Origin of the sequence: Lysinibacillus contaminans, assembly GCF_001278945.1 — a bacterium.
In the GTDB taxonomy this organism is placed as follows: domain Bacteria; phylum Bacillota; class Bacilli; order Bacillales_A; family Planococcaceae; genus Lysinibacillus; species Lysinibacillus contaminans.
The window spans coordinates 1,916,156-1,928,411 of sequence record NZ_LGRV01000003.1 but is presented as its reverse complement, the minus strand read 5'-3'; the positions used below and the strand labels follow the sequence as shown (position 1 = coordinate 1,928,411).

The window sequence follows — 12,256 nt, the reverse complement described above, 5'->3', positions numbered from 1 at the left end:
CCTTAAAATGTAAGTGTTTTTCAAAATCTTATAGGAAAATGATGGTTAATGTAAACGTTCACATTGCACAAAATTTTCTCTCTATTTATAAGGCAATTTGTACAATCTTAATGTTTTCCCTTAGTGATTAATGGGATAGCAAGCGATAAAAATGCTGCATTTGAAAAATCTCGACAGTCAATGCCTGTTTTATTGATTAATTTGTCAAATCGATATTGCAGGCTATTTCGATGAATATGTAATCTTTTAGCTGCTAGAGAAGCATTCAAATTATATTGTAAAAATACTTTTAAGGTATGAAGCATTTCTACGTCCTGAAGACTTTCTATTAAATAGCTGGAGAGTAGTTCTTGATCGATTAAATGTGCTGATGTAACAAGCAGTATAGGGAAAGCTTCATAGAACATGACAATTTTTTCTTGTTCAACAAAAGTAAGTAGTTCTTGAAAGCATTGTTTTTCTTTTCTGAATTTCTCTTTTAAAAACAAATTTGCTTTATGTAATTGTCCAATAAAACCATAAATATCAACAAGAAAGTCACTCGTTAATGTATCACTTAACTGGATAAAGTCCTCTTTTTCGAAAACACTATGTGGCTTTTCTTCAATGATGATTCCATACATGTTGTTAATCCAAAGGATGATGGGTTGTTGGAAAGCCCCTTTAATGGCGACTTCAAAGTTAAGAGGATCAACGATTGGTTGTTTCAGACTAAAATAGAAAAAACGAATGGATTCAACATCATCCAAATAGGGTAATTCGTTTGTATCTTCAAATAAAAATCGACGCCATTTCAGATGAACAATAGAGTTTTTTGAACTGGTTTCCGTATGCTCAACTAGAAGAAATAATGCTCGTAACAGGTTAAGTTCGACTTCTGAAAGAGCTGTTTTTAAAATCCCAAACATCTGACCATCTTCTGTTTGAAACCAATATTTAGCTGTGTCCTCTGATGTGAATTCGGTCGTAAAGGCAGTCTTAAAATGGTTAGCTAGTTTTTCAAGCATAGGCTTCTCCTTTGTGTAGGCAATTATTAACATTACTTTTTATTAATTTGCGTGAAAAGGGGAGCTTTGTCAAACGAAAAGAGGGGGGATATTAATCATTGTGAAAATTTTTTCCTAAAAATAATAAAATTCAGAAAAATATTTACACATTCCGTGAAGATGTTGTATTATTACTTGTAAGCGTTGCCAAGTTAAATTTCAGAAAGAATTGAAATCTTAATGAGGGTGTTATGTTAGGGGGAATGGACAAAATTATTTATATTGTATTTAAATATCATTACGTTTAGGTGGTGTACAAAGTGAATTTAGAAAAATTAAAAGGGATATTTCCTGCTTTTTATGCTTGTTATGATGATGTAGGAGAAATTTCAGAGAATCGAACAAAAGAATTGTGCAATTATTTGTACAATAAAGGAGTCAAAGGACTTTACGTTGGTGGAAGTTCAGGGGAATGTATCTATCAAAACCTTGAAGAGAGAAAAGCGACATTAAAATATGTTGCTGAAAGTTTAAGAGGAAAATGCACATTAATTGCCCATGTTGGAGCACCGTCGACTAGAGAAAGTGTTATTCTGGCAGAGTATGCCAATGAATTAGGATATGATGTGCTCTCTGCAATTCCACCAATCTACTTTAAATTGCCTGAAAGTTCAATTTATAAGTATTGGACAGAAATCATGAATTCAACTGACCTACCATTTATTATTTACAACATCCCTCAAACGACGGGATATAGCCTTTCTCTGCAACTTCTTAAGAAATTATTAGAGAATAAAAAGGTTATAGGGATCAAGAATTCTTCTATGCCTGTAATGGATATTGAAAGATTCAAGGCGGTTGAAGAAAACCTAATCGTATTTAATGGACCAGATGAACAATATGTTTCTGGGAGATTAATTGGTGCTGATGGTGGAATAGGCGGAACGTATGCAGTGATGCCAGAACTTTTCTTAATGGCTGAAGAGTTTGTATCAACAGGGAACTTCAATGATGCTAGAAGAATTCAAAGAGACATCAATGACATTATTATCGCTTTATGTTCATTAAATGGTTCTATGTACTCCGCTATAAAAGAAGTCTTGAAATTAAGAGGAATTAATATCGGAAGTGTAAGAGGACCATTAGAGCCGGTAACAGGGGAAGACCTAAACAAAATAAACGAAATAAAACAGATGATTGATCAAGCGATTTCTACCTACTTAACGGTAAGAAAATGAAAAGAAGAATAGTATGCTTTGGGGATTCTAATACATGGGGCTTTAATGCTAGAACTATGGAGAGATTTCCGGAAGGTGTAAGGTGGACCAGCCTATTAGCTGAAATGCTAGGTGATGAGTTTCAGGTGATTGAGGAAGGATTATCAGGTAGAACGAGTGTAATAGATGATCCATTATTTGAAGGATTAAATGGTTATACTTACATCCATCCTTGCTTGATGAGCCATGCACCCTTAGAGCTTGTCATTATAATGCTTGGTACAAATGATACAAAAGAAAGGTTTCATTTAACCGCTTATAATATAGCTCAAGGTATTGTAAGGCTTTCGCATAAGGTCAAAAATACTCCAGCGGCGTCAAAGGGAGGCTTTCCAAAAGTATTAGTCATTGCGCCTCCTCCTATTGAAAAAGGATACTATGAAACAGGAGTAAGTCAATCAATGGGAAGAGAATGTGATCTTAAATCAGAGGAAATGCCAAAGTATTTAATGGAACTGTTGGAGATTCAAGGTACGGAATTCCTTAACACGAAGGGTCTCGTACAAATGAATAACATTGATTTCATGCATCTTGATGAGGAAGGGCACAAGCTATTATCACATCATGTTTTTAATAAAATCGAAAGTATGTTACTACGTTAAATAGATTGATAAGGGGGAGTAGTTCATGTTTAAAAAACGTTATTTCACATTAAGTTTGGCAATCGTGCTTGTACTGTCAATATTGGCCGGGTGTACTGGAAAAGAAGAAAGTGAATCTAGTAAGGGTACTACTTCAAAAGATGAGATGGCAATCAAAGTTTGGTTAACACCGCAGTGGAAGGGTGTTTTAGACTCTTCTGAAGATGGAGCCGATTATGATAGTTTCTTCAAACATGCAGCTGAGCGTTTCTCAGAAGAATACAAAGATCAAAAAGTAAAAGTGGAAGTAGAAGTAATTGCAAGTGACCAAAGGGATGAACTTTTAAACGTAAGCCTAAATGGTGGAACTCCTCCAGATGTTTTCTTTGAGAGTGTTTTTGCTATGGGTGACTATGCACACCGTGGTGCATTAGTACCTTTAAATGATATCGTGGATGATGAATCGAAAAAAGATATTGCACAAAGCCATTGGAATAACGTTACTTTTGGTGACGATATTTATTTCTACCCATTCTCACAAAACCCAGGTACTTTAGCTTACAACGCTGATATGTTTAAAGCAGCAGGCCTTGAAAAGTACATTGGTGGAGAAAGCGATATTAAAACTTGGACTTTAGCAGAGTATGAGGAAATTTTAAAAGCTTTAAAAGACAACCTACCTAAAGACAAATATTCAAATGCATTTCCAATGGGCTTATATGCATTAAACAATCAAGGCGATACTTGGAACCTTGCTTATTTAAGAATGTTCGGCAACCAATTCTTTGACGGTGAAGGAAATATCATTGTTAATGATGAAAACGGTGTGAAAGCGGCAGATTGGTTAAAGAAAATTTATGATAATGGTTACACAAACCCAGGTGTGGAATCAGTTTCTTCAAATGATGTGAACGCAATGTTCCAAAACCAACAGCTTGCAGTAAGTTTCACAAATGCAATTCTATTCAATAACGCAAAAGCTGATATGGAAAGCGGTAAAGCACCTAAATTTGATATTCGCCTTGCAAACATTCCTTCAGAAAGTGGCGACCCATTAACATTCACTTATGTAACAGGGGCAACTGTTTTTAATACGAAAGACGAAGCAAGAATTAAAGTGAGTAAAGATTTTGTAAAATTCATCTCAACAGATGCTGAACTTGTAAAATCTTCGAAAAATGGTGTGCCAGTAAGAACTTCTGTTACAGAAGAATTTAGTTCAGAAAACCCTTACTTTGCAGCATACTCTGCAAACGATCAATACATGTTTAACTTTACTGGAAATGTACCAGGCTACGGTCAATTAAGACAAGTTCTTTATCCAGAACTACAAGCTCTATACACTGGAGCAAAAACATCAAAAGAAGTAGTAGAAAGTTACCAAACAAAAGGAAATGAAGTAATCGAAACTTCAAAAGCAGATTCTGTAATTTACAATAAGTAACTTCAAAAGTATATGACTTTACAACAAATTAAGCCCCGTTTTTGGGGCTTGATTTGTAGAAAGGTAAATGATGTAAATGAAATTCATCAAAAAATCCTATAAAGAAAATCTAACAGGCTACTTGTTTATCGCACCTCAAATTTTATTTTTCTTAATCTTTTTAGTGTACCCAATCATGGAAGGGGTCAGATTAAGTTTATTTAAAATAAACTATCAGGATGAAGTATTTGTCGGGTTAGAAAACTATAAACGATTATTTAGTGATCCAGTTTTTGTACAATCTACTATTAATACAGTTATTTTTGTTGTCTTCATCGTAGCATTAACAGTTGGTTTTGCACTTTTTGTTTCCGCTACAATTTTCGATAAAAATGCTAAATATGTGTCTTTTATTAGGGGTGCATATTATATTCCTGTCATGGTTTCCATGGTAGTCATGAGTATGATTTGGAGCTTCCTACTAAATCCAGCGAACGGTTTAATTCCTTTCATGGCAAGGGAGTTAGAGATAGCTTCAGTTAATTTTTTGGGTGATACGAGGTTGGTTTTACCAGTTATTATTTTCGTAACATTTGCAACGAATGTCGGTCAAGCCATTATCTTATACATCGCTTCGATGATAGGGGTGCCAAAGGAAACGTTAGAAGCAGCCGAAGTAGATGGTGCTAGTAAATTGAAAATAGTCTTTAAAATCATTATTCCAATGGTTAAGCCAACAACTATTTACATTATCATTATGAATATTATTGCAGTTTTGAAGATATTCGTTGTTATCCAACTATTAACGGGCGGTGGACCAAACAACGCATCTACAACGCTTATGTACTATTTATATAATAATGCCTTCAAGTACAATCAGCTAGGTATAGCATCAGCTGTAGGTGTCATTATGTTCTTACTAACATTGGCTCTATCGATTCCACAGCTAAGAGCTATGTTTAAGAACAATTAGAGGTGATTGGTTATGTTTAAAAATAGAGGTAAGAAAAAAGAAAAAATTGATATTATCGCAAATTGCATCGTACTATTTTTTGCTGTTTTAAGTTTGTTCCCTCTTTATTGGCTTGTAACAAGTTCTTTTAAAAATAGCTCTGACGTTGTGAAAATGCCGCCAGATTGGTTTCCAGCAACCTTTACTTTGAGTAACTATGTAGATGTTTTTAATAATCAACCTGCTTTTACATGGGCGTATAATAGTTTATTTGTAGCGATTGTGTCTACTTTTTTGTTAATTATTGTGAGCTCTCTCGCAGCTTATGCGTTTTCAAAATTACAGTTTAAAGGGAAAAATATCATTTTCGTAATTTTTATTTCAAGTTTAATGATTCCGAAAGAGGTCATGATTGTTCCGCTGTTTAGAATTATTCAAGACTTTGGTATGGTCAATACGCTAAGTGGCATGATTTTTCCTAACGTAGCAACAGCATTTGGTGTATTTTTACTGAAAGGATTTTTTGATACAGTTCCAGACTCATTGAGAGAAGCTGCGAAAATTGACGGAGCGAGTGAATTTAAGATTTTTTATAAAATCATGTTACCTCTAGCTAAACCGGGTATTGGTGCATTATTTATTCTTAACTTTGTTCAAGTATGGAATGACTATTTATGGCAACTTGTAGTCGGTCAAAGTGAAAATTCGAAAACATTAATGGTTGGGATTGCAACATTAATGCAAGATTTAAATCCAAACTTTGCTTATAAGATGGCTGGTGCAACTGTAGCAGCAATTCCTATGTTACTTATATTCATCTTCTTCCAGAAGTACTTTACAAAAGGAATTACACTTGGAGCAGATAAGTAATATTTTATACGTGGAGATGTGTGTAAATGAATAATAAGCAAAAAATAGTTAATCAAATTAAGGGTCAGCTAATTGTTTCCTGTCAAGCGTTGCCAGAAGAACCCCTTCATAGCCCTTTTATTATGAGTAAAATGGCTTATGCAGCAATGTGTGGAGGGGCGAAGGGAATCCGTGCAAATAGCGTTGAGGATATTAGGGAAATAAAGAAAACCGTAGAGTTACCGATCATCGGTATTATTAAAGCGGTTTATGAAGGTTCGGATGTTTTTATCACACCGACGAACAAAGAAATTGAACTTCTTTATCAAGAAGGTGTCGAAATTATCGCACTAGATGCAACGAAAAGAATTCGGCCAGATGGAAAGACGATAAGCGAAGTATTTCCAGAAATAAGAGCAACATATAAAGACCAAATTTTTATGGCGGACTGCTCGACCTACGAAGAAGCAAAAGAGGCGTATGCATTAGGGTTTGATTGCTTAGGTACAACATTAAGCGGTTATACGGAATATACAAAACATCATCATTTACCGAATTTAGCGTTAATGGAACGCTTAGTCAAGGATTTCCCGATTCCTGTCATCGCTGAAGGGGGAATTTGGACTCCGGAGGAACTGAAGCGTGTTTTCGATTTAGGCGTTCATACAGCGGTAGTGGGTACGGCGATTACTAGACCAATGGAGATTACAAAAAGATTTATTCATGCAATTCAAGTCAATTGATCAAGAATAAATCCTTTTTCAAAAGGTATTTAAAGGATATAGGCTGAGGATGACTAAAGTGAAAATATTAGCGGCTTATATTGGTGGGACACCTATAAAAGCTGGCATCTCCGACCAAGCTGGGAAGTTTGATGTATTTAAAGAATTCGATACAGAAAGTAAAAAAGGTGGAAAATATTTAGTTGAAAAACTAATTAAGATAATAAGTGAATTCCAGGGCTTTGATATGATTGGCATAAGCATTGTAGGACCAGTTAATAGTATAAGAGAATCAATTTGGGGTTCCTGTTCAGTAGATAAAACAATCTTTTACAAGTGTCCTAACTACAGGTACCATATCACTCAAGAAACGGTAGAAAATTCTATGAAAAATTTGATTCATGGTCACGCAACGAGTTGCACATGAAAGATGTAACACCGTACATGTCGTTTACAATTGAAGAATTATTACAATAAAAGGGTAGTGATCTAGATGATAAAGTATGCAGTAGTTGGAACAGGATATTTTGGAGCAGATTTAGCAAGGTCATTGAACAAAATAGAAGATGCAAAAATTACAGCAGTATTTGACCCATATAATGCAGAATCGGTAGCTGAAGAGTTAGGCGCAGATGTATGTGGAAGCCTAGATGAATTAGTACAAAGAGAAGATGTGGATTGTGTTATAGTTGCATCACCAAATTATTTACATCTTGAACCAGTAGTAAAAGCTGCTGAAAACGGTAAACATGTGTTTTGTGAAAAACCGATTTCTCTATCTTATGAAGATTGTAAAGCTATGGTAGATGCCTGTAAAGAAAATAATGTAATGTTTATGGCAGGACACATTATGAACTTCTTTAATGGGGTTCAACATGCGAAAAAATTGATTGAAGATGGCGTGATTGGCGACGTGCTTTATTGTAAAGCGGCTAGAACTGGATGGGAACCAATTCAAAAAGAAGTATCTTGGAAGAAATTCCGTGATAAATCAGGCGGGCATTTATATCACCACATCCATGAATTAGATTGTATACAATTTATTATGGGTGGAATGCCGAAGAAAGTAACAATGGTAGGTGGAAATGTTGCTCACGAACATGAGAATTGGGGCGATGAAGATGATATGCTGATTTTAAATTTAGAATTTGATAATAAGCGGTATGCAACAATGGAATATGGCTCAGCTTTCCGTTGGGGAGAACACTATGTGTTAATCGAAGGAACAAAAGGTGCAATTAAATTAGACTTATTCCACTGTGGAGGCACATTACATGTAGATGGTCAAGAAAAGAGTACATTCTTAATACATGATAGTGTGGAAGAAGATAATGACCGGACAGACATTTATACTGGTCGTGGAATGGATGGTGCAATTGCTTATGGTAAACCTGGAACAAGAGCACCACTATGGCTTGAAACATGTATTGACAAAGAAATGATTTATTTACACGATATTCTAAATGGTGGGGAAGTTACCGAGGAATTTGAAAAATTGACAAATGGTGTAGCGGCGCTTGAAGCAATAGCGACAGCAGATGCATGTACTAAGTCATTAGCTGAAGATAGAAAAGTAGAATTATCAGAGATAATCAATAAGTAACAACTGTTGAGTGGTATCTTTCAGGAATGAAAGGTACCACTGTAAAAAAACAAAAGCTATTTTCAGGCTATGTGTAGAGGATGACTAAAGTGAAAATATTAGCAGCCGATATTGGTGGAACATCTATAAAAGTTGGAATCTCTGATAAAGATGGCAAGATAGAAGTATTTAAAGAATTCGATACGGAAAGTAAAAAAGGCGGAAAATATTTAGTTGAAAAACTAATTAATATAATTAGCGAATTCCAGAACTTTGATGCGATTGGCATAAGCACTGCAGGGCAGGTTAATAGTATAGAGGGTTCGATCATTTATGCCAATGAAAATATTCCTAACTATACAGGTACGAAATTAAAGGAGATTCTAGAGAATCAATTTAAGGTTCCTGTTAAAGTTGAAAATGATGTAAATGCAGCTGCTTTAGGGGAAAGGTACTTTGGGAGTGCAAAGAAGTTTGATGATTTTCTTTGTTTGACATTTGGTACAGGTATTGGCGGTGCTATTGTAATAGATTCTAAAGTTTATAAGGGACATAATGGCCTTGCAGCGGAATTTGGGCACATCATTACTCATCCTTTCGGAAATAAGTGTAACTGTGGTAAGGCAGGTTGCTATGAAACATACGCTTCAACAACGGCTTTAATAAAAAGGGCAAAGGAAATACATCCTGATTTTATAAATGGTCGTGTTATTTTTGAAAGACTAGACCAGGGGGACAAAAGTCTAGCAATGGTTCTCCACGAGTGGGTTGAAGAAGTAGCGTTAGGTCTCACTTCTCTTATCCACATTTTTAACCCCCCGGCTATTATTATAGGTGGCGGAATTATGGAGCAGGAAAGTGTTGTAAATATGATATCAAGTAAAGTTCTAGAATTAACGATGGAGAGCTTTTCAGATGTGAAAATTTTGAAGGCCTCTCTAGGAAATAAAGCTGGAGTGCTTGGTGCAGTATCACTACATTTAAGATGAAATAAATAAGAAGGAGTTCCCAAATGGCAAACCAGGATATATTTACACTTATTCATTCAAGGTACAATTCATTTACTAACACTGAAAAAAAGGTAGCTGATTATATTCTTGAAAATATAAAAGGCGTTATTTACATGTCAATCACTGATTTAGCAGATGCGTGTAACGTGGGTGAATCAAGTGTTTTTAGATTTTGCAAGACGATGGATCTGAAAGGATACCAAGAATTTAAAATTGTTTTAGCTCATAGTATTTCCCTTGATAACGAAACCCCACAACTCTCCAGCATGATTACAATGCAAGACACAATTGAGGAACTAGCATCTAAAGCTTTATCTTCAAATATAAATGCACTTACAGAAACCTTTAACTTAATCACAGAAAATAATATTTCCAATGCGGTTGAAAGTATGGTCCAAGCGGAAAGAATTCATTTTTTTGGGGTAGGTACATCCTTAATGACAGCAATGGAAGCAAAGAATAAGTTTATGAGAATTACCAATAAAACAGAATGTTCCCTAGATTCACATCTTCAAGTAATGTCTGCTGCTTTAATGACAGAGAAAGATGTAGCTATCCTAATCTCCTATTCTGGTTCAACGAAAGATACTATTGAAGTGGCAAAAGTAGCAAAAGAAAGAGGAGCAAAAATTATTTCAATCACTAGATTTGCCAAATCTCCTTTGACAAGTTTCTCGGATATTACCTTGCTTTGCGGTGCGAATGAAGGCCCGCTTCAAGGGGGGAGTCTATCTGCAAAGATAGCACAGCTTTATCTTTTAGATCTGCTCTACTTTGAATATTTTAAAAGAACCAATAAGGAAGCAGTTCACAACAAAGAACTAACTGCTAAAGCTGTAATTGAAAAAATGTTATAAAGCGAAACTCCCATCGGTGGGGGGGCTTGTTGCCTGTTAAGAATGGGGTAACGTCAGTTGCATAAAGAAGGAGGAAAATAAGATGGATACATCAATTGTTTTAATAAATGCAAAAATTTATGAAGAGAATCAGATTATTCCCGATGGATTCATTAAGATTAAAGGAATGGAAATTAAAGAAACAGGATGGATGAGCAAGTATAAGGCGGATGACCAATCCAATGTTATCGATTTACAAGGACAAGTAGTGATTCCTGGCATGATTGATATTCATATCCATGGAACGGCTGGCGCTGATGTAATGGATGGAGAAATTGCATCACTGGAAACGATGGTCAAAGCATTGCCGCAGGAAGGTACAACGGCCTTTTTAGCAACCACAATGACCCAATCTGATGAAAATATTTCAAAAGCCTTAAAAAATACAGCTAACTTTATAAAAAATTATCAAAAACCAGGTCAATCAGAAATCCTTGGTGTACATCTTGAAGGACCATTTGTAAATCCTAGCATGGCTGGAGCACAACCAGTAGAGTATATTATCTCGCCTGAAATTCCACTGTTTGAAAAATGGCAAAAACTAGCTGAAAGATCAATCAAGCTAGTCACGATGGCTCCAGAGCAAAAGGGTGGATTGGAACTAATCCGTTACCTTAAACAGAATGGTGTGGTTATTTCGATAGGACATTCTGATGCGAAATTCACTGATGTGAAAAAGGGTATCGAAGCCGGTGTAACGCAAGTAACTCATTTATTTAATCAAATGAAAGGATTGCATCATAGAGAGCCTGGGGTTGTGGGTGCTGCTTTGCTTCTTGAAGAACTATATGCAGAGTTAATTGTAGATGGAATCCATGTATGTCCTGAGATGATACAGTTAGCATATAGAAACAAAAATAGCGAAAAACTCATTTTAATTACAGATTCAATGAGGGCAAAATGTTTGAAAAATGGAGAATATGATTTAGGGGGTCAATTGGTAAGTGTTAAAGATGGAATGGCTGTATTAGAGAATGGTGCATTAGCGGGCAGTGTATTAAAGCTAAATGATGCAATGAAAAATATGCTGAATTATTGTGATGGCTGTAACCTCGCCGATGTCATTAAAATGACATCAACGAATCCTGCAAAGCAGTTAAATATTAGTGATCGTAAGGGAAGTATTAGAGTAGGGAAAGATGCAGATTTAGTTGTTTTAAACAGTGAGTACGATGTACTTATGACATTTTGTAGAGGGGTTTTATCTTATCAAAAAAAGGGTGCATTTTGACGATGAATTTAGTAGAAGACCATTCCCTACGCAATACAAACGTTCCTTTAATTTAGCTGAATATGTGCTATGAATCTAGACAACGAAACTAGTTAGTATCTTTTTTATATTTTTACCAAATAATGTTTTCTTCCCGATGGAATTTAAGATGACTTAGATAACGAATGCAATCGTTATGAATTATTAATTGAACAAAATGTGGGAATCGATTTAAAGGTTTTAGGGTTTGACCAAAATGATCATATTAGGTTTGATAAACTAGGTACCTCTTTTAAATTCAAAAATCATATCGTGGAACTAGATTATTCTACTCGAAAAGCTAATTATCGATTCTTCTTTACAATAAATACAGCCCCTACACATGCATTACAATAGGGATTTCTGCAATTTTGAGAAGTAAGGACATTCTCCTATTAGTTTCTGGCAAAAGTAAGATTCGAGCTTTTCAAAGATTACTAGAAGGTGAAATTTATAAGGAATTTCCACCTTCAATTTGCACCGCAGATCAAACACCTCAAATGTTGTCGTTTCTACCTCTTTTTCTGCAATTTTTCTTTTCATCAAATAATTGGGACGTTTCCAAAACATGTCCTTGATCTAACTGAGAGTCGTCTCCTTATACCTAGGGCAGAATGATAATGCATATTAAGTTTAGATTGCTTGTTGATTGTAGTGGAGGTGAGGGATCAGGCGCCCCTCAGAAAGCCTCCAGCCGGAACGAAAATCAACCTCACGTTGATGTGACGG

The 12,256-nt window shown here is 35.4% G+C and carries 12 protein-coding genes; 11 read left to right on the top strand and 1 reads right to left on the bottom strand.

Translation table 11 applies throughout. The annotated features are described in order from the left end of the window. Positions 1 to 107: 107 nt before the first annotated feature. Positions 108 to 1,007 carry a PucR family transcriptional regulator gene (locus AEA09_RS11525; RefSeq protein ID WP_053583978.1) on the bottom strand — a complete coding sequence of 300 codons (900 nt, stop codon included), beginning with the start codon at positions 1,005 to 1,007 and terminating at the stop codon, positions 108 to 110. Positions 1,008 to 1,306: 299 nt separating this feature from the next. Here AEA09_RS11525 and AEA09_RS11520 point away from each other — a divergent pair, with 299 nt between their 5' ends. From AEA09_RS11520 to nagA, 11 genes are all read left to right on the top strand, one after another. Then, positions 1,307 to 2,224: a dihydrodipicolinate synthase family protein gene (locus AEA09_RS11520; RefSeq protein ID WP_053583977.1), complete on the top strand. Its 918-nt coding sequence runs from the start codon at positions 1,307 to 1,309 to the stop codon at positions 2,222 to 2,224. After that, a complete protein-coding gene (locus AEA09_RS11515; protein WP_053583976.1) occupies positions 2,221 to 2,865 on the top strand; it encodes a GDSL-type esterase/lipase family protein in 645 nt (214 codons plus the stop codon). Before AEA09_RS11520 ends, AEA09_RS11515 begins: the two co-directional genes overlap by 4 nt. 25 nt (positions 2,866 to 2,890) lie before the next feature. Further along, on the top strand, positions 2,891 to 4,288 hold the full coding sequence (locus tag AEA09_RS11510; RefSeq protein ID WP_053583975.1) for an ABC transporter substrate-binding protein: 1,398 nt from the start codon (positions 2,891 to 2,893) through the stop codon (positions 4,286 to 4,288). Positions 4,289 to 4,364: 76 nt separating this feature from the next. Further along, a complete protein-coding gene (locus AEA09_RS11505; RefSeq protein ID WP_053583974.1) occupies positions 4,365 to 5,240 on the top strand; it encodes a carbohydrate ABC transporter permease in 876 nt (291 codons plus the stop codon). 12 nt (positions 5,241 to 5,252) lie between these two features. Continuing rightward, the gene (locus AEA09_RS11500) at positions 5,253 to 6,089 is read left to right on the top strand and encodes a carbohydrate ABC transporter permease (protein ID WP_053583973.1); all 837 of its coding nucleotides are present in this window, start codon (positions 5,253 to 5,255) and stop codon (positions 6,087 to 6,089) included. Between the two features lie 26 nt (positions 6,090 to 6,115). Then, positions 6,116 to 6,811: an N-acetylmannosamine-6-phosphate 2-epimerase gene (locus AEA09_RS11495; RefSeq protein WP_053583972.1), complete on the top strand. Its 696-nt coding sequence runs from the start codon at positions 6,116 to 6,118 to the stop codon at positions 6,809 to 6,811. Between the two features lie 49 nt (positions 6,812 to 6,860). Then, positions 6,861 to 7,217 carry an ROK family protein gene (locus tag AEA09_RS11490; protein ID WP_053583971.1) on the top strand — a complete coding sequence of 119 codons (357 nt, stop codon included), beginning with the start codon at positions 6,861 to 6,863 and terminating at the stop codon, positions 7,215 to 7,217. A gap of 66 nt (positions 7,218 to 7,283) precedes the next feature. Further along, positions 7,284 to 8,393 carry a Gfo/Idh/MocA family protein gene (locus AEA09_RS11485; RefSeq protein WP_053583970.1) on the top strand — a complete coding sequence of 370 codons (1,110 nt, stop codon included), beginning with the start codon at positions 7,284 to 7,286 and terminating at the stop codon, positions 8,391 to 8,393. A gap of 80 nt (positions 8,394 to 8,473) precedes the next feature. Beyond that, on the top strand, positions 8,474 to 9,361 hold the full coding sequence (locus AEA09_RS11480) for an ROK family protein (RefSeq protein WP_342667626.1): 888 nt from the start codon (positions 8,474 to 8,476) through the stop codon (positions 9,359 to 9,361). A gap of 23 nt (positions 9,362 to 9,384) precedes the next feature. Continuing rightward, on the top strand, positions 9,385 to 10,239 hold the full coding sequence (locus tag AEA09_RS11475; RefSeq protein WP_053583968.1) for a MurR/RpiR family transcriptional regulator: 855 nt from the start codon (positions 9,385 to 9,387) through the stop codon (positions 10,237 to 10,239). Positions 10,240 to 10,321: 82 nt separating this feature from the next. Continuing rightward, positions 10,322 to 11,509: an N-acetylglucosamine-6-phosphate deacetylase gene (nagA, locus tag AEA09_RS11470; RefSeq protein WP_053583967.1), complete on the top strand. Its 1,188-nt coding sequence runs from the start codon at positions 10,322 to 10,324 to the stop codon at positions 11,507 to 11,509. Positions 11,510 to 12,256 lie beyond the last annotated feature (747 nt).